At 68.1% G+C, this 21,431-nt stretch carries 21 protein-coding genes; 2 read left to right on the forward strand and 19 right to left on the reverse strand.

Features of this window, described 5'->3' with window-relative positions:
• Window positions 1-36 precede the first annotated feature (36 nt).
• On the reverse strand, window positions 37-1,002 hold the full coding sequence (locus HGB51_RS08345; protein WP_070208709.1) for a helix-turn-helix transcriptional regulator: 966 nt from the start codon (window positions 1,000-1,002) through the stop codon (window positions 37-39).
• Window positions 1,003-1,096: 94 nt separating this feature from the next.
• Here HGB51_RS08345 and HGB51_RS08350 point away from each other — a divergent pair, with 94 nt between their 5' ends.
• Together HGB51_RS08350 and HGB51_RS08355 are read left to right on the forward strand one after the other, a co-directional pair.
• Window positions 1,097-1,711 carry a LolA-like protein gene (locus HGB51_RS08350; protein WP_070208708.1) on the forward strand — a complete coding sequence of 205 codons (615 nt, stop codon included), beginning with the start codon at window positions 1,097-1,099 and terminating at the stop codon, window positions 1,709-1,711.
• A gap of 115 nt (window positions 1,712-1,826) precedes the next feature.
• On the forward strand, window positions 1,827-2,606 hold the full coding sequence (locus HGB51_RS08355; RefSeq protein ID WP_070208707.1) for a DUF481 domain-containing protein: 780 nt from the start codon (window positions 1,827-1,829) through the stop codon (window positions 2,604-2,606).
• Window positions 2,607-2,610: 4 nt separating this feature from the next.
• Here HGB51_RS08355 and hemC read toward each other — a convergent pair whose 3' ends face one another.
• The 18 genes from hemC to HGB51_RS08445 form a co-directional block, all read right to left on the reverse strand.
• Window positions 2,611-3,522 carry a hydroxymethylbilane synthase gene (hemC, locus tag HGB51_RS08360; RefSeq protein WP_070208706.1) on the reverse strand — a complete coding sequence of 304 codons (912 nt, stop codon included), beginning with the start codon at window positions 3,520-3,522 and terminating at the stop codon, window positions 2,611-2,613.
• 14 nt (window positions 3,523-3,536) lie between these two features.
• Window positions 3,537-4,265, reverse strand: coding sequence for a LytR/AlgR family response regulator transcription factor (locus tag HGB51_RS08365; protein WP_070208705.1), 729 nt, complete (start codon window positions 4,263-4,265; stop codon window positions 3,537-3,539).
• Between the two features lie 10 nt (window positions 4,266-4,275).
• Window positions 4,276-5,322, reverse strand: a complete 1,047-nt coding sequence (locus HGB51_RS08370) for a sensor histidine kinase (protein ID WP_171966785.1) — start codon at window positions 5,320-5,322, stop codon at window positions 4,276-4,278.
• Window positions 5,323-5,325: 3 nt separating this feature from the next.
• On the reverse strand, window positions 5,326-6,000 hold the full coding sequence (locus HGB51_RS08375) for an alpha/beta hydrolase (RefSeq protein ID WP_171966786.1): 675 nt from the start codon (window positions 5,998-6,000) through the stop codon (window positions 5,326-5,328).
• A gap of 52 nt (window positions 6,001-6,052) precedes the next feature.
• The gene (gene mdoH, locus HGB51_RS08380) at window positions 6,053-7,957 is read right to left on the reverse strand and encodes a glucans biosynthesis glucosyltransferase MdoH (protein ID WP_070207473.1); all 1,905 of its coding nucleotides are present in this window, start codon (window positions 7,955-7,957) and stop codon (window positions 6,053-6,055) included.
• 356 nt (window positions 7,958-8,313) lie between these two features.
• On the reverse strand, window positions 8,314-8,478 hold the full coding sequence (locus HGB51_RS08385) for a hypothetical protein (RefSeq protein ID WP_171966787.1): 165 nt from the start codon (window positions 8,476-8,478) through the stop codon (window positions 8,314-8,316).
• Between the two features lie 133 nt (window positions 8,479-8,611).
• Window positions 8,612-11,140 (reverse strand): methyl-accepting chemotaxis protein, encoded by a 2,529-nt coding sequence (locus tag HGB51_RS20390; RefSeq protein WP_070207471.1) that lies wholly within the window; start codon window positions 11,138-11,140, stop codon window positions 8,612-8,614.
• Between the two features lie 77 nt (window positions 11,141-11,217).
• Window positions 11,218-12,693 (reverse strand): SulP family inorganic anion transporter, encoded by a 1,476-nt coding sequence (locus HGB51_RS08395; protein WP_070207470.1) that lies wholly within the window; start codon window positions 12,691-12,693, stop codon window positions 11,218-11,220.
• 32 nt (window positions 12,694-12,725) lie between these two features.
• The gene (locus HGB51_RS08400; protein ID WP_070207469.1) at window positions 12,726-14,666 is read right to left on the reverse strand and encodes a response regulator; all 1,941 of its coding nucleotides are present in this window, start codon (window positions 14,664-14,666) and stop codon (window positions 12,726-12,728) included.
• The gene (locus HGB51_RS08405) at window positions 14,653-15,516 is read right to left on the reverse strand and encodes a sensor histidine kinase (protein WP_070207468.1); all 864 of its coding nucleotides are present in this window, start codon (window positions 15,514-15,516) and stop codon (window positions 14,653-14,655) included. The genes HGB51_RS08400 and HGB51_RS08405 overlap by 14 nt, the downstream gene beginning before the upstream one ends.
• A complete protein-coding gene (locus tag HGB51_RS08410; RefSeq protein ID WP_070207467.1) occupies window positions 15,513-16,529 on the reverse strand; it encodes an ATP-binding protein in 1,017 nt (338 codons plus the stop codon). The genes HGB51_RS08405 and HGB51_RS08410 overlap by 4 nt, the downstream gene beginning before the upstream one ends.
• Window positions 16,520-16,921, reverse strand: a complete 402-nt coding sequence (locus HGB51_RS08415; protein ID WP_070207466.1) for an ATP-binding protein — start codon at window positions 16,919-16,921, stop codon at window positions 16,520-16,522. The genes HGB51_RS08410 and HGB51_RS08415 overlap by 10 nt, the downstream gene beginning before the upstream one ends.
• Window positions 16,918-17,283: an STAS domain-containing protein gene (locus tag HGB51_RS08420; protein WP_070207465.1), complete on the reverse strand. Its 366-nt coding sequence runs from the start codon at window positions 17,281-17,283 to the stop codon at window positions 16,918-16,920. Before HGB51_RS08420 ends, HGB51_RS08415 begins: the two co-directional genes overlap by 4 nt.
• 1 nt (window position 17,284) lies before the next feature.
• Window positions 17,285-18,139: an STAS domain-containing protein gene (locus tag HGB51_RS08425; protein ID WP_070207464.1), complete on the reverse strand. Its 855-nt coding sequence runs from the start codon at window positions 18,137-18,139 to the stop codon at window positions 17,285-17,287.
• A gap of 165 nt (window positions 18,140-18,304) precedes the next feature.
• Window positions 18,305-19,000, reverse strand: a complete 696-nt coding sequence (locus HGB51_RS08430) for a glycosyltransferase family 2 protein (RefSeq protein ID WP_070207463.1) — start codon at window positions 18,998-19,000, stop codon at window positions 18,305-18,307.
• Entirely contained in the window at window positions 18,997-19,584 is a 588-nt protein-coding gene (locus tag HGB51_RS08435) for a methyltransferase (protein ID WP_070207462.1), read from the reverse strand. The genes HGB51_RS08430 and HGB51_RS08435 overlap by 4 nt, the downstream gene beginning before the upstream one ends.
• Window positions 19,581-20,339: a PIG-L deacetylase family protein gene (locus HGB51_RS08440; protein ID WP_070207461.1), complete on the reverse strand. Its 759-nt coding sequence runs from the start codon at window positions 20,337-20,339 to the stop codon at window positions 19,581-19,583. Before HGB51_RS08440 ends, HGB51_RS08435 begins: the two co-directional genes overlap by 4 nt.
• Window positions 20,327-21,289, reverse strand: coding sequence for an acyl-CoA dehydrogenase family protein (locus HGB51_RS08445; protein WP_070207460.1), 963 nt, complete (start codon window positions 21,287-21,289; stop codon window positions 20,327-20,329). Before HGB51_RS08445 ends, HGB51_RS08440 begins: the two co-directional genes overlap by 13 nt.
• Window positions 21,290-21,431 lie beyond the last annotated feature (142 nt).

Genomic DNA, 21,431 nt, shown 5'->3' on the forward strand with positions numbered 1-21,431 from the left:
GCACGGGGTAGAGCCACGCCCTGCGTGGCTGAAGCCTCACCGGTAATTCGTAAGCGCCAGCTCCAGCAGCGCCTTGGCCTGCTCGCGCAGCATGGCCGGCTCGATGATTTCCGCGTCCGACCCATAGTGCAGCACGTCCATCAGCAGCTCGCGCGAGACGCTGTAAGGCACCTTGAGCTCGTAGCGGCCATCGGCCAGGAAGCGCCCCTGCTGCTTCGAATGCCAATGCTCGTCGGCCACCCAGCGCGCGGCCTTGGCGCTGAACACGATGGTGGCCCAGCCCTTGGGCGGGCCCGAGAAGATCCCGTAACTGGCCCCGAGCTGCTCGTCCAGCTCGCTGTCATCGACGTCGCGGGCGCTGGTGTCGACCACGCGCGCCTTGTAGATGCGGTCCACCGCAAAGCTGCGCAGGCCTTCGCGGCCGTGGTCCCAGGCGTCCAGGTACCAGTTGTCGCGGTAGTGGGTCATGCGCTGCGGCGAGACCGTGCGCTTGGTCGCCTCGTCGGTGGAGCGCGCCCGGTACTCGAACGCCAGCTGCTTGCGCTCCAGCACCGCCGAGGCCACCGCACGGAAGCTGGCTTCGTCGAACTTGCGGCCGCGGTGCGGAATGACCCGGACCCGATCCACTGGCCAGCTGGACACGCCGGCCTGCGCGGCCAGCAGGCCCTCGATGCGCTGCTGCAGCGGTGCCAGCACCGACGACAGCACGCCGCCGCCGGTGCGCGCCAGCAGGTGCTGGGAGGCCAGCAACGCGTGCAGCTCTTCGGAGCTGAGCCACAACCCGGGCAGCTCGAAGCGGGCGCTCTCGTCGTCCTGGTAGCGGAAACCGGCTTCGCCATCGCCCTCGACCGGGGCCATCAGCGCGTCGCGCAGGAAAGCCAGGTCGCGGTAGACGGTGGCGCGTGAACATGCCAGCTTTTCCTGCAGGGTCGCCACCGTGACCGGATAGCGGGCGGACTTCAGCAGACGATGCAGGGCGTTGATGCGTTCATATCGGTCCATGACCCGATTATGTCCGAGTCGCCGCCGTTGTGGCGGCCCCGGTCCGAACTTCCGCTATCGTGAACCCCCTCGCCCACCGTCCCCACCCTTGACCATGCGCCTGCTGCCCGCTGCTGCCGTGCTGTCCCTGCTGCTCTCTGCCTGCGGACAGTCGCCCACGCCCACTGCCCCGGCCCCCACCGCTGCGCCGTCGGTGCCGGCGGCCACCGACCCGGCCCAGGCGGTGCTGGCCGCGAGCCAGCGGTTCGGCCAGCTGCGCAGCTTCCACGCCACCCTGCACATGCAGGGGCCCCGCACGCTGGAGGCGACGATGGACTTCGTGGCCCCGGACCGTTACCGGCTGCAGACCGACGAAGGTGTGCAGACGATCATCGGCGACACCTTCTTCCTGCAGCGCGCCGGCGAACTCCGCCAGGTGCCGGTGCCGCCGGGTCTGCTGGCGCAATGGCGCAGCCCGCTGCCGGCCGATGCGGTGGCTGCCGACCTGGCCGTCGAGGACCTGGGCGATGACCGCGTCGGCGGCGAGACCGCACGCCGCTACCGCGTGCGCCACGCCCGTGCCGCGCCCGATGGCCTGCTGTACTGGATCGGCGCACAGGGCCTGCCGCTGCGGATCGAGCGGCAAGGCGAGACCCAGGGCCAGGCATTCAAGGCCACCGTGGATTACAGCCGCTTCAATGACGACACGCTGCGCATCGACCTCCCCTGAACAGGCGAAAAGTCCGAACGTCGCCTAAAGCACGGGCCTGGAAAGGAAAAACCGCGTGAAGGCATCAAGTATCATCACGCGTTGCTCCTTCCCCGCCTGATCCGGAGAACCGTTGATGTCTTTGCGCGTGACGTTGTTTGCTTCCCTGCTGCTCAGTGCCCCCGCGGCCTTCGCGCAGGACACCACCGACCTGGCCGCGATGACCTCGCCCTGGAGCGGAAGCGGCGGCGAACTCGGCTTCGCCTCGGCACGCGGCAACAGCAACACCGAAAGCGCCAACGGCCGCCTGCGCCTGCGCTACACCGATGACGACTGGGTGCACAGCATGGACCTGTTCGGCCTGCGTTCGCGTTCGGAATACACCGAAACCAACGATGTGGACGGCACCGTCACCAAGCGCAGCAATACCACCGCCAACCGTTACACCGGCAGCGCCGGCAGCGCGCTGCAGCTGGGTGAACACCGCCAGATCACTGCCACGGTGCGTTACGAGCGCGATGATTTCGCCACCTACGACCGCCAGAGCTCGTTCGGTCTGGGTTACGGCACCCGGCTGATGGACCGCGACCGCTTCTACATGGACGCGCAGATCGGCCCCGGTGTGCGCCGCACCCACAACACCGAGAACGATGAGACCCGTACCGGCCTGATCGGCCGCGGACTGTTCGACGTGAAGTACTCGCTGACCCCCAACACCGACCTGATCAACACCCTGCTGGTCGAGTCGGGCTCGTACAACACCTTCGGCCAGAACGACTTCGGCGTGTCGGTAAGCATGAACGAGCACCTGGCGCTCAAGGCCGCCTGGCAGGCCCGTTACAACAGCGACGTCGCCGAAGACAAGCGCAAGACCGACACGCTCACCACGATGAACGTGGTCTACAAGTTCAAGTAAGGCGTCAGCCGGCGAGCAGGTCGCCGGCGCCCCCATCCAGCAACCCCTGCGCCACGGCCTTGCCGAGCGCATCCGGGTTGCCAGCCGGGCCGCGCGCTTCCGCGCGGACCAGGCGGCCATCGGCGACCCCGCCGACCAGGCCCTGCAGGAACAGGTTCTCCCCTTCCCACTGCGCGTAACCGGCGACCGGCACATGGCAGCTGCCGTGCAGTGCGCGGTTCATCGCGCGCTCGGCTTCCACGCAGGCGCGCGTGCGCGCATCGTCCAGCGCTGCGAACAGGGCCATGACCCTGGCATCGTCGCCGTTGCATTCCACGGTGACCGCGCCCTGCGCCGGTGCCGGCAACCACTCGGGTGCGTTGAGCCGCGCCACGATCCGGTGGCCCAACCCCAGTCGCTCCAGGCCGGCCACGGCCAGCACGATGGCGTCGTAGCCGCCGTTGTCCAGCTTGGCCAGGCGCGTGTTGACGTTGCCGCGCAGGTCCTGCAGCTCCAGGTCCGGGCGCAGCGCGCGCAGCTGGGCCTGGCGGCGCAGCGAGGAGGTGCCCACCCGCGCGCCGATCGGCAGCGCATCGAGCGAGGCGTAGAGATTGGAAATGAAACCGTCGGCAGGATCATGCCGGGCCAGCATCGCCGGCAACGCGAACGGCGCATCCAGCTCCATCGGGACGTCCTTGAGCGAATGCACCGCGCAGTCCGCTTCGCCACGCAGCATGGCCAGCTCCAGTTCCTTGAGGAACAGGCCCTTGCCACCAATGGCCGCCAGCGAACGATCCAGCACTTCATCGCCCCGCGTGCTCATCGGCACCAGCACCACCTCCAACCCGGGATGGACCTGGCGCAGGCGGTCGGCAACGTGTTCGCTCTGCCAGAGGGCAAGCGGGCTCTTTCGGGTGGCGATGCGCAGGGTATCCATGCGGGCATTATCGCCTACAGATGCTTCAGATCCTGCTTCAGGCTGGCCACGCAGCGGCGGCTGACTTCCAGCGGCGCCTTGCCATGGCGCAGCACCGCCTGGACCTGGCCTGCGCCATTGCGTCGCAGTTCCACCAGCTCGTGGCGGGCGACCAGGCAGTTGCGGTGGATGCGCACGAAGCGGCTGGCGAATTCCTCTTCCAGCGACTTCAGCGATTCTTCGATCAAGTCTTCGCCACGCGCGTGGTGGACCACCACGTACTTTTCCTCGGCCTGCAGGTAATGGATGTCCTCGACCGGAATCAGGCGCAGGCTGCCACGCAGCCGCGCGCACAGCAGCGTGCGCGCCTGCTGGCTGGGCGCCGCCGGCTGGCCGTTGCGACCGGCCAGGAACATGCGCGCACGCTCGAGTGCGGCGGCCAGTCGCTCGCTGCGCACCGGCTTCATCAGGTAGTCGATCGCCGCCGCCTCGAACGCCGACAGCGCATGCGCGTCGTAGGCGGTGCAGAACACCACCGCCGGGCGCGGCTCGAACGTGGCCAGGTGACGCGCCGCCTCCAGCCCGTCCAATCCGGGCATGGCGATGTCCAGCAGCACCAGGTCCGGCTGCAGCTCGGCGCAGGCATGCAGGGCCTGCTCGCCGTTCTCGGCTTCGGCCACGACCTCGACCCCGGGCTGCTCCGCCAGCAGGCTGCGCAGGCGCTCGCGCGCAAGCGGTTCGTCGTCGGCGATGACCACTCTCAAGCAGGCTTCCTCACTGGACGGGCACGAAGATGTCGCAGGCATAGTAGCCGTCGGCCCATGCCCCCGTCATCCGCGCGGCCGGGCCGAAGCGCCAGGCCAGGCGGTGCGCGATGTTGCGCTGTGCATGGCCGGCGCCCTGCATCAGCGGCAGCGCACGCGCTTCGGGATCGGGCGCCGGATTGCGCACCTGCAGATGCAGCAGGTTGCCTTCGCAGGCCAGTGCGATGACGATCCTGCCACCGTCCGGCAGGCGCGAGATGCCATGCAGCACCGCATTCTCCACCAACGGCTGCAGGACCAGGCGTGGCATCGGCAGGGCCAACGGCAGCGCGTCTCCACGCTGCCATTCCACCTGCAGCCGATCGCCCAGGCGCAGCGATTCGATCGACAGGTAGGCCTCGGCCAGCTCGCACTCGGCCTGCAGCGTGGAATCTCCCTCGCCCGCACCCAGCGCGGCACGGAACAGGTCGGACAAGTCCAGCACCGCGCGCTCGGCCACTTCCGGATCACGCCGGACCAGGCTGGCGATGAGGTTCATGCTGTTGAACAGGAAGTGCGGGCGGATCCGCGCCTGCAGCGCGTCGGCCTGCGCGCGCGCATTGGCCACGGTCTGCGCGCTCCAGCGGTCGCTGACGTAGAAGTAGCGCAGTGCCAGCGCCACGATCAACGCGGTCACCGTCGCGCAGCCCAGGGTGAACCGCCAGAAGCCCACGTCACCGGCGAAGCCGGTCGCGCCGAGCGCGGCAAAGAGTGCGTGCACGATGCCGGTGCACACCGCTGCGATCAGCGCCGTCATCGCCACCGCCACCACTGCGCCCAGCGCTTCCGGCAACCGCGACAACAGCGTGCGCGCGGCGCACAGGCTGACCGTGACCGCCAGCGCCAGCCACAGCGACAGCGCACTGGCCGACAGGAAGTCGGACACGCTCCACTGCCGCGTGCCATCCGGCGCCAACGCCACCACCACAACCACCAGCTCGGCCAGGCCGAGCATCGCGCCCAGCCGCGGCAGGCGGCACAGCTCCGGCAACCACGGCTGCTGGCGCGGGTCGTTCATGGCTCAGGCCACGCCGAAGCGTGCGTCCAGCCAGTTGCCCAGCGCCTGGATTTCCTCGGCGCAGACCTGGTGGGCCATCGGGTAGGAATGCCATTCCATCGGAAAGCCCAGGCTCTTCAACATGCCGGCGCTCTCCACTGCGATGCCCTGCGGGATCACCGGGTCGTGCGCGCCGTGCGCCATGAACACCGGCGGACGGATGCCGTCCGCCACGCGTGCATCGGCGGCGGCCTTCGGGTCCGGCAGATAGGTGGACAGCGCGATCAGCCCGGCGATGGGCCGCGTCCAGCGCAGTGCGGCGCTCAGGATGACCGCCCCGCCCTGCGAGAAACCGGCCAGCAGGATGCGTTCGGCCGGGATGCCACGCGCGATTTCGGCTTCCACCAACGCATCCAGCGCCTGCACCGACGCGGTAACACCGGCCGCATCGGCGCGCGACGCGAAGTCCATGCTGACGATGTCGTACCACGCGCGCATCGGCACGCCGTTGTTGATGGTGATCGGCTGCACCGGTGCATGCGGAAACACGAAGCGGATCGCCGGCCAGCCCGGGCGCAGCAGCTCGGGCACGATCGGCGCGAAGTCGTGGCCATCGGCGCCCAGGCCGTGCAGCCAGATCACGGCCCATTGCGGGTTGGCGGCGGTTTCGTTGACTACGGTTTCCAGCGTGTGCGACATCAAGCGGCTCCAGAACGTTCTGGCCGCATTATGGGGCACGCGGAGCGCCGGATCAGTGTCCGGCGCGTTCGGCCGCCGCGCGGCGCAGTTCCGCAGCGCGTACCAGGATCGTCGGCGGGCTGGTCTCTTCGGGGATTTCCATCAGCCGCAGGCGGTGCAGCAGCTGGCCGGCACGACGGTCGGAGGTCAGCGCAACCACCGGGATCGCCAGCACCATGCCCACCACCACCGGCGCCATCCAGGCGGCCAGCGACGGCGACACCGCATAGGCCAGCACGCCCATGAACAGACCGAACACGCTCAAGCCGCCATAGCCCTTGATCAGCGCCGGCCAGGAAATGCCGCCATCGTCGCGCTGCTGCGCGTCCCAGCCCGAATCCTTGCCGGCCAGCACTTCGGCCACGCCGCGCGACTGCACGTACATCACCACCGGCGCCATCAGTGCGGCCAGCACGGTTTCCAGCAGCATCGACACGAATGCACGGATGCCGCCGCCGCAGCCCCGGCGTTCGGCCGGATCCAGCAGCATGGCGAAGTAGCCCAGCACCTTGGGCAGCAGCAGCACCGCCATGGTGATCGCGAACATGCGGATCACCTGGGTTTCGTCCTGCTGGCGCCAGTACACGCCGGGCGAAAGATGCAGCACTTCGCTGAAGTCGATGCCACCCTGGAACAGCGGAATGGCAATGCCGATCAGCATCAGCATCGCCCACATCGGCGCGGTGAAGTAATGCCCGATGCCGATCATCATGTGCATGCGGCTGACCCAGTGCAGGCCGCGCGAACCCACCACCTTGGCGTGCTGCAGGTTGCCCTGGCACCAGCGGCGGTCGCGCACCAGCATGTCGGTCAGGGTCGGCGGACCTTCTTCATAGCTGCCCTTGAGGTAGGGCACCATGTGCGTGGCCCAGCCGCCGCGACGCATCAGCGCCGCCTCCACGAAGTCATGGCTGAGCACGTGCCCGCCAAACGGCTGCCGACCCGGCAGCGGCGGCAGGCCCGCGTTTTCGGCAAAGGCCTCGGTGCGGATCACCGCGTTGTGGCCCCAGTAGTTGCTCTCGGCGCCGTGCCACCACGCCACGCCACGGCCGATCACCGGGCCATACACACGCCCGCCGAACTGCTGCATGCGTGCGAACAGGGTGCGCCCGCCGATCACCGCCGGCAGGGTCTGGATCAGGCCCACGTCCGGGTTGTGCTCCATGCCGGCGACCAGGCGCACGATGGTGTCGCCGGTCATCAGGCTGTCCGCGTCCAGGATCAGCATCTGCGGATAGCCGGCGCCGAAGCGGCGCACCCAGTCGGCGATGTTGCCGGCCTTGCGCCCGCTGTTGCTGCCGCGGCGGCGATAGAACAGGCGCTCGTGCCCGCCCACGGCCGCGCACAGCTCGGCGAAGGCCTCTTCCTCGGCCGCGCCGATGTCCTCGCGACGGGTGTCGCTGAGCACGTAGAAGTCGAACTGCTCCAGCTGCCCGGTGCTGGCCACCGACTCGTAGATGGCCTGCAGCCCGGCCAGCAGGCGGCGCGGGTCTTCGTTGTAGGTCGGCATCAGCAGCGCGGTGCGGGTATGCACCTGCGGCAGGGGCTCGTCGGGGTCGATGCCCAGCTTGTAGCCCCGGTCGAACACGGCGGTGAGGAAGCCGGCCAGTGCACCGGCGAACGACAGCGCGATCCAGGCGAACAGCGCCACGAACAGCACCAGCAGGCAGCCTTCCAGCACGGTGATGCCGTTGACCGCGAGCACCTTCCACATCATCGCGGTGGCGGCGACGGTCATCGCGGCGGTACCACCAAAGATGTAGAAGCGGCGCAGGGCGATCATGCGCGGCGCGGTGCGCTGGCGCGCTACCTGCAGGCGTCCGTCGACGAAGCTCTGTTCGGGCATGCCCAGCGGGGTTTCGGCAGGCAGCACGGACCGCCCCGCATCAAGGGCGGTATTGACGTCCTGCACACTCATGCGTGGCTATCCTGCGCGGCCGCGCGGCCGTGGGCGGCGGCGGGCTGATGTCTGTGACTGGCGGAACCCACGTACTCTCCAACGGCGCTGAGGCGAAAAATGCGGCCCAGCATAGGGGGGCAAATGTAAGCCGAGCGCGAAGGGCCTTTCGGTCGATTCCCCCCATTCAGCAAAGTGGAGAGGGATCAAAGCGGGTCAGTTGCGACAACGCGCTGCAACCCTTGCGGCACAAGGCTTTGCCTATTCAGGCGGATCGGGGGCGCGCGGCCAGCCGGTTCAAGCAGTGTCGGGGCCACCGCCGGGAACCGGTCGTCCTCGACCCCCGATTGCGCAGATCAAGCCCCCCAGGAGCCGGCTCAGGCCGTGGCAGCGTCAACGGCGACGTCGGTCGCCTGCTGCGGCTGCGCCAGTGCGCGCAGGCCGACATGGGAAAACTGCAGGTGGGCCAACAGGTGCTGCGCCTGGGTGGCAACCGGGCACGGCAGGATGCGCGGGCCGGCCTCGGGGCGCTCAGGGGACATCACTACGCTCGACATGGTCTGATTTTTCTCGGTGCATTCCAGTTCGCCGCAGGGCTCCGTGCCGCGCGGAATGCGCACCCTATATCAATTCATGGACGAATGTGTGACGGCACATCCGCCCGGCCTGGTCGGGCTACGCCGCATGGGCGACCGGCGCCGGGGCGGAGGCGCCCCCGACGGTGCGGAAGATCGCCACGGCGGTGCCCAGGTGCTGCGCCTGCTCTTCCATCGCACGCGCTGCAGCGGTGGCTTCTTCCACCAGCGCCGCGTTCTGCTGGGTGGTTTCGTCCATCTGGGTGATGGTCTGGTTGACCTGCTCGATGCCCGCCGACTGTTCCTTCGACGCGGCGGAGATCTCGGCCATGATGTCGTTGACCCGACTCACGCCGCTGACGATTTCTTCCATGGTGCGGCCGGCGGCCTGCACCAGCGCCGAGCCTTCGGTCACCTGTTCCACCGAGTCGTCGATCAGCTGCTTGATCTCCTTGGCCGCACCGGCCGAGCGCTGCGCCAGCGCGCGCACTTCCGAAGCGACCACCGCGAAGCCGCGGCCCTGCTCACCGGCGCGCGCGGCCTCGACGGCCGCATTGAGCGCCAGGATGTTGGTCTGGAACGCGATACCGTCAATGACCGAAATGATCTCGGCGATGCGCTTCGAGGCCGCTTCGATGCCGGCCATCGTGGTCACCACCTGGCCGACCACCTGCCCACCCTGCGCGGCCACCTCGGCAGCGCCGGCCGCCAGCCGGTTGGCCTGCACCGCATGGTCCGCGTTCTGGCGCACGGTCGAGGTGAGTTCCTCCATGGACGCGGCGGTTTCTTCCAGGCTCGCCGCCTGCTGCTCTGTGCGTCGCGACAGGTCGCTGTTGCCCGAGGCGATTTCACCGGCGGCCAGGTTGATGCTGCCGGTGGCCTGCTGGATACGGCCCACGATGTCGGTCAACTGGCTGACCGTGGTATCGGCGTCGTCGCGCATCTGCGCGAACACCCCATGGAATTCGCCGTGCATGCGCGCGGTCAGGTCGCCGACCGCGATCGCGCGCAGCAGCGTGGAAATCTGCTGCAGGTTGTGGTCGCTGACCTGCATCATGGTGTTGAGGTTTTCGACCATGGCGCGGAAGTCGTGCTTGAAGCGCACCGCATCGCCACGCTGGCTGAAATCGCCCCGCGCAGCGGCACCGGCCAGGTCGCCGATCTGGGAATTGATCGCACGCAGGTTGGCCTTGGTGGTATCCATCGCCTCGGTGAAGGCCGCCTGCTCGCCAGGCAGACGGTCCATGTCCGGCGAGAGATCGCCCACTGCGTAACGCTGCATCACGTCAACCAGTCGACGGGTCACTGCGATGTTCGCCCCCACCAGCTGGTTGGTGTCGGCAACCATGCGCCCGTACTCACCCGGGAACGCATCTGCGTCCATGCGGAAACCGAGCTCGCCCCCCTCGTGGCGGCGTGCCATCTCACCCTGCGCGGCCATCACCGCGCGCAGCTGGCCGCGCATGCGCTGCATCGATTCGAGCAGGCGCCCCACTTCGTCGTCGCGCGCAGCCGGCAGCGCACTGTCCAGCCTGCCGTCGGCAATGTCGGCAGACAACCGCACTGCGTCGGCCAACGGTCGGATCGCCTGCCGGCGCAGCAGCAGGTACACGCTCGCACTGAGCACCAGCGCCGCCCCCAGGCCAACACCCAGGATGATCCACAGCAGCGCTCGCGCCTGCGCCGTGATCAGGGCATACGGAACGATCACGCCCAGCGCGAAGCGCTCCTGGCTGCTGCCCACGCGAAGCGGCACATAGGCCTTCACGTTGCCGGCGGCATCGGGCTCGAAGGCTTCGAAGCGCTTGTCGCTGGCAACTGCCGCCAGGATCCCGGCAGTCAATGCGTCGTCCCGACGCTGCCCGATCTGCTTGGCGTCCCGTGCCGCCAGCACGATGCCGCCCGGCGAAATCAGCTCCACATGACCCTGCCCCATGGGACGCAGCGCCGCCAGTCGCTCCTGGAGCGCGGCAAGCCCGACGTCCACGGTCACCACGCCGAGGAATCCGCCCTGATCCAGCACCGGGGTCGACAAGGTGCTCATCAGCACCTGTTTCCCCCCGATCTCGTACTGGTACGGTTCGCTCACGGTCTGCCGCTTCAGTTCGCGCGGGCGCAGGTACCAGTCACCGTCCCCGGGCACGTCATAGCCCTTCAGCACGTCCTGCACCGGCGTACCGTCCTGCCAGGCCCAGTAGCTCATGAAGCGGCCGGTGGCGTCGTGCGCCTCGGCACCGACGAAATCGGCATCCTTTCCATCAAACGCCTGCGGCTCCCAGAGCATGCCCATGCCGGCCCATTCCGGGTGCGACTGCACCTGCTGGCGCAGCACCTGCGCGGCGGTGGACCGGGTCAGGCCGCCCGCCTGGTGCTGCACGACCAGGCTGTCGGCCAGCGCCTGGCTGGTGGCAAAGGCAGCGGCCAGGTCGGCGCCGACCCGGCGCGATTCCGCTTCCGCCTCGCTTTCCATGGTCCGCTGCGAAGACGCCAGCAGTGCCTGGCTGGCCTCGTGGTAGCTCAGCGCGGCGGTAACGCCGAAGCAGAGCATGGCGATCAGGGCGGTACCCAGCATCAGACGGTTGGCGATGCTGCCGGGGCGCTTGGAGGCAACGGAAGGAGACGCGGACATGCGGGGGAAATCCAGGGGAGTCATCCCCCGGTAACGGCGCTGTGCTACCGATGTTGAGGGCCGAATCCTGACCCGGTTCAGTGACCGCCGGGGGCAGCACCCTCTGACTGCGGCCGGCCCAGGCGCTCCACCAGGGTCTGGCTGGCCGCGTTGAGACCCACCACCTCCACCTGCGCACCGTGCGCGCGCAGCTTGGCCGTGACCCGGTCCAGCGCGCCCACCGCGCTCAGGTCCCAGAAGTGGGCATGGGTCAGGTCGATCACCACCCGCGCCGGGACGTGCTGGTAGTCGATGCTTTCGGCGAACTGGCCGGCCGAGGCGAAGAACACCTGGCCGCTGACCCGGTAGATGCGCACGCCGTCGGCGTCCACCTCATCGGCTACCACCAGCAGCCGGCCCACCTTGCGCGCGAAGAACAGCGCCGAGAGCAGCACGCCGGTCAATACGCCCTTGGCCAGGTCGTGGGTGGCCACCGTCACCACCACCGTGGCCACCATCACCACCGAGGAGCTCTTCGGGTGCAGGCGGAATTCGGCGAACGAGCGCCAGTGGAAGGTGCCGATGCTGACCATGATCATCACCGCGACCAGCGCCGCCATCGGAATCTGCCGCACCCACTCCGCGCCGTACACCACCAGCAGCAGCAACAGCACCCCGGCCCACAGGCACGACAGGCGACCACGCCCGCCGGAGGACACGTTGATGACCGACTGGCCGATCATCGCGCAGCCGCCCATGCCGCCGAACAAACCGGCGGTGATGTTGGCCAGGCCCTGCCCCGCGCACTCCCGGTTGCGCTGGCTGGGCGTGTCGGTCATGTCTTCGACGATCTGCGCGGTCATCATCGATTCGAGCAGGCCCACCACCGCCAGCGTGGCCGACACCGGCAGCAGCAGCTTCAAGGTGTCCCAGGTCAGCGGCACGTCCGGGAACAGGAACACCGGCAGGCTGTCGGGCAGCGCGCCCATGTCGCCCACCGTGCGCACGTCCCAGTGCAGCCCGATCGACAACGCGGTCAGCACCACGATCGCGACCAGCGCCGAGGGCACTGCCCGGGTCAGGCGCGGCAGCAGGTAAATGATCGCCAGGCCGGCGGCGCACACCGCCCAGACCTGCCAGGAGCGGCCGATCAGCTCGGGCATCTGCGCCAGGAAGATCAGGATGGCCAAGGCGTTGACGAAGCCGGTGATGACCGAGCGCGACACGAAGCGCATCAGCGCACCGAGTTTCAACGCGCCCGCGATGATCTGCAGCAGACCGGCCAGGATCGTCGCCGCCAGCAGGTACTGCAGCCCGTGGTCCTTGACCAGGTCGACCATCACCAGCGCCATGGCGCCGGTCGCGGCCGAGATCATGCCCGGCCGGCCACCGGCGATGGCGGTGACCACCGCGATGCAGAACGAGGCGTACAGGCCGACCTTGGGGTCGACCCCGGCAATGATGGAAAAGGCGATCGCCTCGGGGATCAGCGCAAGCGCGACCACGGTGCCGGACAGCAGGTCACCGCGGATGTTGCCGAGCCATTGCTGGCGCAGCGGGTAGGAAACGGACATGAGGGGGCCGGGACGACGTCAGAAGGGCGCCATCATACCGACCCGAACATGCTCCTCACGCTGCGCAGCAGGTCGTGCACGCTGAACGGCTTGGGCAGCAGCGACATGCCCTCGCCCAGGAATTCGTGCCGGACCGCGGCGCTTTCGGTGTAGCCGGTGATGAACAGCACCGGCAGGGCCGGGCGCAGAGCGCGGGCGGCGTCAGCCAGCTCGCGGCCGTTCATGCCGGGCAGGCCGACGTCGGACAGCAGCAGCTGCACCTCCCGTCCGGAGTGCAGCTCCAGCAGCGCCTGCTGGGCGTTGGTGGCCTCCACCACCTGGTAGCCGGATTCGACCAGCATCTCGCGCACCATCATCCGCACCGACTCGGTGTCATCCACCAGCAGGATGCGCTCGGCGTGGCCGCGCTGTACCGGCGCCGGCGCGGCCGGCGCTTCTGCTGCTGCCTCACGGCCTTCCGGCAGCAGCAGTTCGATCTCGGTACCCTCGCCGGGCTCGCTGGCGATGCGGGCGCTGCCGCCGGACTGGCGGGCGAAACCGTAGGTCATCGACAGGCCCAGGCCGGTGCCCTCGCCCTGCGGCTTGGTGGTGAAGAAGGGCTCGAACACCTTGCCGCGCAGCTCCAGCGGAATGCCAGTGCCGTTGTCGATCACCTTGACGCTGATGTAGTCGCCGGGGGACAGCTCGTGGTCGCGGTCGATGTGGGTTCGACTGGCACGCAGCCGTATCAGGCCCTGCCCCGCCAACGCGTCGCGCGCATTGATCACCAGGTTGAGCATGACATTCTCGAACTGGTTGGCGTCGGCCACCGCCACCAGCGGATCGGCGCCCAGCTCCAGTTCCAGCTCGATGTTCTCGCCGATCGAACGGCGCAGCATGTCTTCCAGCGAGCGGACCCGGGCGACCACGTCGAAGGGCTGGGGGTCCAGCGGCTGCTTGCGCGCGAAGGCAAGCATGCGCTGGGTCAGCCCCGCAGCGCGGTGCGCCGAAGCGGTAGCGATATCCACGTAGCGGCTGGCCTTGTCCCACTTGCCGCTGCTGGCCGCGATCTCGATCATGTCCAGGCCGGAAATGATGGTGGTCAGCAGGTTGTTGAAGTCGTGCGCGATGCCGCCGGTAAGCTGGCCCAGCGAGTCCATCTTCTGCGCCTGCATCAGCTCCATTTCGGTGCGCTCACGCTCGGCGATCTGGAAGGCCAGCTCGCTGTTGGCGCTCTCCAGCTCCTGGCGCTGTTCCAGCTCGCGCACATGGCGTTCGGTGATGTCTTCCACCAGCACCAGGCCCAGGCCCGGCGCGCTGTAGGGCGTGACCCGCCATTCGGTCATGCGACGGCTGCCGAGCAACGGCAGCGCGAACGTGCCCTGCCAGCGTTCGCCCTCGGCCAGTGCGACCTTCAACGCGCTCATCGCGCCGACCTGGTGATCCAGCAACGATTCGATCTCGCCTTCACCGAGGTGCCCCCCCAGCAGGCGCTTGAACGCATCGTTGGATTCTTGCACCTGCAAGTGACCATCGAGCACCGCGATCGGCGTGCTGACCTGGCGGAAAATCTCACCGAAACGTGCCTCGGCCTCACGCAGCGCGTCTTCGGCGCGACGGGCACGCAGCAGGCTGCGCAGCGTGGCCAGCAGCACGTCCGGATCGACCGGGTGGATCAGGTAAGCATCAGCGCCTGCGTTCAGACCGGTAATCAGGTCACCGGTGGCGATCGACGCCGCCGACACGTGCACCACCGGCAGCAACTGCAGGCGCGGGTCGGCGCGCAGTTCGCGCACCACGTCGAAACCACTCATATCGGGCAGGTTGACGTCCAGCACCAGCGCGCCGAAATCCTGCTCCCTGAGCTGGACCAGGCCTTCACCGCCGGTCCCCGCTTCTTCCACGCGGAAGCCGTGATGCTCCAGCACCCGGCGCACGGAATAGCGGGTCACCGCGTTGTCGTCGACAATCAGGATCCGGTCACGCGTTGGCATCGGCAGTGTCCTCGGCGGCCAGCTTGATCGGCAGCGTGACATGGAACTCCGAGCCTACGCCCAGCTCGCTGGTCACGCCCACCGTGCCCCCCAGCAGCTCGGCAAAGCGCTTGCACAGCGACAGGCCCAGACCGGTACCGCGCAGGCGCTTCTGCAGCGGCGAGTCGACCTGCACGAAATCCTCGAACAAGGTGGGCAACAGGTCCTGCGGAATGCCGATACCGGTATCGCGAACGCTGAAGCACAGCGAGTGCGCGTCGACCAGCTTCGCCGACACGATCACCTGCCCGTTGGGCGTGAACTTGAGCGCATTCGAAATGAAATTGCGCAGGATCTGCGCCAGCTTCTTGTCGTCGGTGTACAGCATCGGCAGTGCGGGCGGATCTTCGAATACCAGATCCACCTGGTTGCCTTCGATCAGTGGCCGGAACATGCCGCGCAATGCCGAGAACAGGTCCATCAGCTCGAACCATGCCGGCGAAATGGTGATCCGCCCCGCCTCGATCTTGGCCAGGTCCAGCAGGTCGTCGACCATCTCGCGCAGTTCGCCGGCCGAGCCGCTGATGAAGCGCACCTGGCGGCGCTGCTCGTCTGTCAGCGGGCCGTCCATGCCGTCTTCCAGCAGCCGGGTCATGCTCAGGATCGAGCCCAGTGGCGTGCGGAACTCATGGCTCATGTAGGACAGGAACCGGCTCTTCAGCTCGGACACTTCGCGCAGCTGCTCGGCCTGCTGGTCCAGTTCGGCATACAGGGCGAGCACGCCCTGGTTGGTTTCTTCCAGTTCGGCGCGCAGGGCGTCGGCCTCGGCACGCAGCTGGCTGAGTTCCACTTCCGTCGAAGGCGCGTTCAATGCAGGTCTCCAAGCCGCAGGGCGATGATGCCGGTATCGTCGCGGCCCCGATCGAAGTCGCGCTGCAGCACCGCCACGACCAGGGCCGGGTGGCGGTGCAGCAAGCCGGGGTAGTCGCGCAGGTTCCAGCGGGCCTGCAGTCCATCACTGTGCATGAGCAACAGCGTGCCTGCGGGCGCGTGAAAGTGGAATGGTTGCGCCTTGCGGAACTGCACGCCGACGATGCCCGGGTGCGAGGCCATGCCGCGGGTCGCGGTCGGCTCGTGCAGGGCGGCGGCGATGTTGCCGATACCGGCAAACTGCACAGCGCCAGTAGCCACCTCCACGCTGGCCACGGCCACGGCGCCGCCGCGCGTACCGGACATGCCCGCATGCATGGCAGCGATCACTTCTACCGGTGCGGCATTGCCACGCTGGGCGGCGGCGGCCACGCCGGCCTGGGCGGCATCTGAGGCCGACAGGCCGTGGCCAAGGCCGTCGACCAGGGTCACGCCCACCGACTGCGCATCCGCGCGCAGGTGCCAGGCGTCGCCGCAGGCCAGCTCATGCCGCATCGCCAGGCGCAGCGCGCCGTACGGAAGGTCCACGTCGCGCTGCGCGCGGCTGGCGTAGATGCGCGCCACCACCACGCTGCCCTTGTCGTCCGACCAGGCGTCAAGAACGGTGGCCTGGCGCTTGATCGCCCCGAGGCCCTGGCCCTGCGTGCCGCCGGTGGAGTAGCCGTCCGGCAGCGACTGGGCCAGCGAGAAGCCGGGACCTGCATCGAGCGTATGCAGCTCCACCCCGTCGCCCCCGCGACCGCACACCACCGACAGGTACATGCGGCCGCCGCGCGCGTGCTTGATCAGGTTGGTGGCCAGCTCGGTGGCGGCAAGCGCCACGCGGCCGGCGTCGACCTCGTCGAACCCGATGGCGTCAGCCAGCGACTGGGCGGTGCGGCGCGCCTGCCCCACCTGCGAGACTTCCTCCACCACCACGACCTCGGTGACGCGACCGGAGAAGTTCAGATCCATTTGGTGATGGCAATGCGCGTGCCCTTGCCCGGCGCACTGTCCAGTTCGAACACGTCCACCAGACGGCGCGAGCCGGACAGGCCCAGGCCCATGCCGCTGCCCGACGACCAGCCATCGGTGAGTGCCTGGGCGATATCGGGAATGCCCGGTCCGTTGTCCGAGAACACCAGCTTGAGGCCGCGGCGCAGGCCTGACTCGTCGATCGACCAGTCCATGCTGCCGCCACCGCCGTAGATCACGGCGTTGCGGGCCAGCTCGCTGGCCGCGGTGACCAGCTTGGTCTGGTTGATCAGGCTCATCTTGTTTGCAACCGCAAACTGGCGAACCGCCTGGCGGGCCAGCACCACGTCCTGTTCGACGCGGATCGGCAAGGATCCACTGGTGCCGCTCATGAAGCGTCTTCGGTGGTCTGCCGCAGCAGTGCCATGCCGCGCTCGACATTGAGCGCTGTACGCACGCCGTCGAGCGTCAGGCCCAGCTCCACCAGCGTGATCGCCACCGCCGGCTGCATGCCCACCACGACCGTGGAGGCATCCATGACCTTGGCCATCGCGGAGATGTTGGCAATCATGCGGCCAATGAACGAATCGACGATATCCAGCGCAGAGATGTCGATCAGCACGCCGTGGGCGGATTCGCGCTGGATGCGCTCGCTCAGATCGTCCTGCAGGGTCAACGCCAGCTGGTCATGCATGTCCACCTGGATGGTGACCAGCAGCAGCTTTCCCATCTGCAGGATAGGGATACGGTCCATTTCAGTGGGCCGCCTTGGTGACCACCTGCCCGGTGCGCTTGAGCGCCAGCGCCAACGCGTCGGCCAGGTTGGCCTTGGTGACGATGCCCTGCAGGTCCAGGCCCAGGTGCACGATGGTCTGCGCGATCTGCGGACGGATACCGCTGATGATCGCGTCGGCGCCCATCAGGCGGATCGCAGTGACGGTCTTGAGCAGGTGCTGGGCGACCAGGGTGTCCACGGTGGGCACGCCGGTGATGTCGATGATGGCGATTTCAGAGCCGGTCTCGACGATCCGCTGCAGCAGCGACTCCATCACCACCTGGGTGCGCTGGGAATCGAGCGTGCCGATCATCGGCAGCGCAAGGACGCCTTCCCACAACTTCACCACCGGGGTGGATAGTTCCAGCATTTCTTCCTGCTGGCGCTGGATCACTTCCTCGCGGGTCTTCTGGAACGCCTTCACGCTGTGCAGGCCGAGGTCGTCAATCAGCTCCGAGACCGCCCAGAGCTGCTCGCCGAGGACCCCGGCGTCTTCGGCAAAGCTGTTCTGGAGCAGTTCGAAGACGGGCCGCTTCAAGGAGAAGAGGAAGCTGGCCGTTTCCGAAGAGCTGAAGCCTTTCAACACGCGATCGCGCGACAACTGCTCCAGAAAGTGACGGATCTCCTGCCACTCCTTTCCGCCCACGCCACCGGCGCTGGAGGTGGACAACGCAGCCTGGAACAGGCGCCAGAATTCCCGGGTCTGGCTCTCAAGCTCGCGGGCGCCGATCCGGCCATCCTGGGTTTGGGCGGCCAGCTGCCCGGCCCACTGTGCCAGGACCGCTTCCTGATGTCCGCGAAGGAGGTCGATGGTGCGTTGCTGCAATGCCGCCATGGGGGGTAGTTCCTCGAGGGAAAGTGAGAAAGCCCCGACGCGAAGGCGCGTCAGGGCTCGAGTTCGCCCGAGCTTAAATGAATTCAGGTAGAGGCACCATCAAGAACACCGGGAATGCGTGAAGGGTTACTGCACGAGACTGACTGATTCAGCTATTCCGGGGTCTCACTCCGGCGCTATCCCTAGTGGCAGCAGGCCCGCGCCGATCACCTCACGTTCCAAAGCGCGCAGGAAACTGCTGAATCCCTGCTCGGCACGGGCGGTCCGCCGCGCACTGGTGGCCACTGCGGGCCGGGCGAGCCAGGCAATGCGTGCACCGCTGCGAGCGATTGCATCCACCAGCGCTACGTCTTCGCCGGTGTGCAGGTCCGGGAAACCACCCGCCGCTACATAGGCGGCGGCACTCATGCCGAGGTTGGCGCCGTGGATATGCCGATGCCCGTCCCTCGCCGCTTCCCGTTCGGCAAACGCGCTGCGCACCCGTTCCGGGTAGTCCAGCCAGTCCGCGACGCCGACTACCCCGCAGAACGCGTCCGCACCGCAGGTGACCTGCCTGGACAGCCAGTCTGCTGGCACCACGGTGTCGGCGTCGGTGCTGGCGATCCAGCGCGCACCGCGCGCCAGCGCGAAGGTAGCCGCCGCCGCACGGGCACTCCCTACGCAGCGGGCTTCGACCGCTACCGTCGCCACGCCGTGCTCCAGGCAGACCGCCGCAGTGCCATCACGGCAGTCGTCCAACGCCACCACGACGACGACCTCTTCTCCCTTCAGACGTGGATCGGCCGCCGCAGCGGCGATCGATGACAGGCAATGGCCAATGGCCAGTGCTTCGTCATGGGCGGGCACGATCACCCCGATCATCGCAGGCCTTCCGACTGCGCCACGCTCGCCAGCCCGGTGCCCCAGCCCTGCATCAGCAGATCGGCATCCTGGTAGCAGAACGCTTCCTCCAGCCCTCGCGCAAATGCGCGGTGGACCTGCACGGCCGAGCTGCGTGCTTCGTTGAAGGGATGCAGCCAATGGCAGGCCAGCAGCAGACCGTCGTCGGTGAGGTTGCCGCGGAGTTTCGCCGCCATCTCCACCACCGCCTGCGGCGGCAGGTAGTAGCCCACCTCGCTCACCACGATCAGATCGAAGCGGCCTTCCGGCCACTCCTCCGGGTGACGGGCCTGCGCAAGGCGTACGTTGGGTCGGTCGCAAGTGCTCGCCGCCGCTTCGACCAGCGTCGCCGCGTTGAGATCGGTGGCCAGGAGTGCGTCGCAACGCCCGGCCAGCTCGGCGGTAAGCACGCCGTTGGAACAGCCAAGTTCCCACGCATTGCGATACCGATGCCGGGGCAGGCAGGCGAGGGTCAGCGCGCGTTTGCGCGCCTCGTACCAGCGATTGCGGTACTGGAACGGGTCCGGTTCCTGGTAGATCTGCTCGAAGTATTCGGCAACGCTCATCCGATCAGTACCTCGTAGGGGCGGCGGAAACGCGCCAGGACGTGTTCGGGCAGGATCGGCTCGCACTCCAGGTCGCCCACCGTGCCGGTCTGCGTGGCGAAAGCCGCCATCGCGCGTTGCTTGCGCGCCTGTGAATCGGCGCACAGGGAAATGCGCTGCGCGCTGGGCCAGGGCGCTGCTGCGGGCGCAGGGTCCAGCCAGTGCCAAGCCCACACCGGGTACTGCAGCGCACGCGCGCCGCAACTGCCCGCCGCTGCCAGCGCCGCCCGTCCCACCGCTTCATGGTCCGGATGCGCATCGCGCACCCATGGCGCTACCACCACATCACCCGGCAGCAAGCGACCCGCCAGATGCGCGGCGAGGTCGGGTTCGTGCAGTGCAACCGTGCCATCGGGAATGCCGAGCGCGCTGACATGGGTTGCGTCCATGCCCAGCGCCTGCATCGCGCTGGCCAATTCGCGGCGGCGGGCATCGCGCAGCCGGGCCTGCGTCCAGCGCGGGTGGTCCGGATAGCAGGCCTCGCCGTCGGTCACCGACACCACCAGCACATGGCATCCCTCAGCCAGTGCCGCCTGCATCAACCCACCGCAGGCCAGAACCTCATCGTCAGGGTGTGGTGACACCACGATCAACCGCCGCGCTCCAAGCAGCACCGTATCGGCCTGCACCGACGGCAGTGCCTTCAGCCAGGCGCAGGTTTCCCAGTCGGACTCGGGTGTGCCCCGTCCCTCGATACGCGTCGCTACAGCGTCCACGGTTCCTCCTGGCGCTGCACCGCCCTGCCCAGCTCGGCCCAATCGCGATCCGCATGGCTCTGGCGGATGAACACCGTGAGGTCGGCCCAACGCTGGGCGTGGTCCGGATCCAGGCACATCGGCGCCGGTCCCAAGGCGCGACCGACAACGTCCAGCACCTGGGTGCAGGTCCGCTCGACCACGCTGCGCACGCGGATGACGTCTGGCTGGTGCGGCCGGGCAGGCATCGCATCGATCCACGCGGCAAGCTCACGCAGCAGCGCGGCAGAAGACTGCAGTGCCATGTCGATCTGCCCGAGCAGTGCCGCCGTCTGTGCATCGCCCTCGACCCGCGGCGAGCGCTGCAGCGGCGACGCCAGGGCTACTGCAGCGCCATACCAGCATGCGGCGATCCCGGCGCCGCCATGCCAGAAGCCCGGCCGCGCCAGGTACGCACCCTGCGCACCGACCGGTTCGGCATGCACGTGGTCGAACTGCACGGTGCCACTGGGAATCCCGCCCATGCCGGTGGCATGCCAGCTCTGCGGCTGCAGCAGTACGCCCGGCGCGTCGGTACGGATGCACACCAGCCGGGAACCCTCGCCGTGGCGCGCGGTCACGAGTGCGACATCCACCAGACCCGCACCCGAGCACCACGGTTTGCTGCCCATGACCGTACCGGTGTCCTCATCGAAACGAAGCGTTGCCTGCGGTCCCTCTGCGGCCCACACCGCCGCCAGCGTGCCGTCGCCCAGCAACGAGGCATCCAGGTCCGCCAGGATTGCCTGTGCGTCGTAATGCGCTTCCAGCACCTTGGCAATACACAGGTCGCGCCCGGCCAACGCGGCCAGCAATCTCCAGCGCTCCAGCGTGTGGCCGCGGCCGGGCAGCGGCAGCGAAGGCTGGCGGGTCAATACCTCCCGCGCAGCGGCTTCAAGCGCGGGGGCAGCGTGGTCGGAGAGCCTGTCCATGCCCAAGGGATACCCTCCCCTGCGTCTCGGGTCGGTGACCGGTGTGTGTGGGTGTCGTGCAATCGGTACGGACGCTGCCCTCACCCTCACAGGGTTGAAGCCGCCGATATGAGAAGCTAAGGGGTGGCTTCTTGATTACGGT

It is taken from the genome of Stenotrophomonas bentonitica (assembly GCF_013185915.1).
Taxonomy (GTDB): Bacteria; Pseudomonadota; Gammaproteobacteria; order Xanthomonadales; family Xanthomonadaceae; genus Stenotrophomonas; species Stenotrophomonas bentonitica.

Bases quoted from the DNA above. Each gene is read 5' to 3' on its own strand.
- HGB51_RS08370 (WP_171966785.1), bottom strand. From the start codon at position 5,322: ATGAACGACCCGCGCCAGCAGCCGTGGTTGCCGGAGCTGTGCCGCCTG.
- HGB51_RS08385 (WP_171966787.1), bottom strand. From the start codon at position 8,478: ATGTCCCCTGAGCGCCCCGAGGCCGGCCCGCGCATCCTGCCGTGCCCG.
- HGB51_RS20390 (WP_070207471.1), bottom strand. From the start codon at position 11,140: ATGTCCGCGTCTCCTTCCGTTGCCTCCAAGCGCCCCGGCAGCATCGCC.
- HGB51_RS08435 (WP_070207462.1), bottom strand. From the start codon at position 19,584: ATGAGCGTTGCCGAATACTTCGAGCAGATCTACCAGGAACCGGACCCG.
- HGB51_RS08410 (WP_070207467.1), bottom strand. From the start codon at position 16,529: ATGGATCTGAACTTCTCCGGTCGCGTCACCGAGGTCGTGGTGGTGGAG.
- HGB51_RS08425 (WP_070207464.1), bottom strand. From the start codon at position 18,139: ATGGCGGCATTGCAGCAACGCACCATCGACCTCCTTCGCGGACATCAG.
- HGB51_RS08430 (WP_070207463.1), bottom strand. From the start codon at position 19,000: ATGATCGGGGTGATCGTGCCCGCCCATGACGAAGCACTGGCCATTGGC.
- HGB51_RS08345 (WP_070208709.1), bottom strand. From the start codon at position 1,002: ATGGACCGATATGAACGCATCAACGCCCTGCATCGTCTGCTGAAGTCC.
- HGB51_RS08420 (WP_070207465.1), bottom strand. From the start codon at position 17,283: ATGGACCGTATCCCTATCCTGCAGATGGGAAAGCTGCTGCTGGTCACC.
- HGB51_RS08375 (WP_171966786.1), bottom strand. From the start codon at position 6,000: ATGTCGCACACGCTGGAAACCGTAGTCAACGAAACCGCCGCCAACCCG.
- hemC (WP_070208706.1), bottom strand. From the start codon at position 3,522: ATGGATACCCTGCGCATCGCCACCCGAAAGAGCCCGCTTGCCCTCTGG.
- HGB51_RS08395 (WP_070207470.1), bottom strand. From the start codon at position 12,693: ATGTCCGTTTCCTACCCGCTGCGCCAGCAATGGCTCGGCAACATCCGC.
- HGB51_RS08445 (WP_070207460.1), bottom strand. From the start codon at position 21,289: ATGGACAGGCTCTCCGACCACGCTGCCCCCGCGCTTGAAGCCGCTGCG.
- HGB51_RS08415 (WP_070207466.1), bottom strand. From the start codon at position 16,921: ATGAGCGGCACCAGTGGATCCTTGCCGATCCGCGTCGAACAGGACGTG.
- HGB51_RS08400 (WP_070207469.1), bottom strand. From the start codon at position 14,666: ATGCCAACGCGTGACCGGATCCTGATTGTCGACGACAACGCGGTGACC.
- HGB51_RS08355 (WP_070208707.1), top strand. From the start codon at position 1,827: ATGTCTTTGCGCGTGACGTTGTTTGCTTCCCTGCTGCTCAGTGCCCCC.
- HGB51_RS08350 (WP_070208708.1), top strand. From the start codon at position 1,097: ATGCGCCTGCTGCCCGCTGCTGCCGTGCTGTCCCTGCTGCTCTCTGCC.
- mdoH (WP_070207473.1), bottom strand. From the start codon at position 7,957: ATGAGTGTGCAGGACGTCAATACCGCCCTTGATGCGGGGCGGTCCGTG.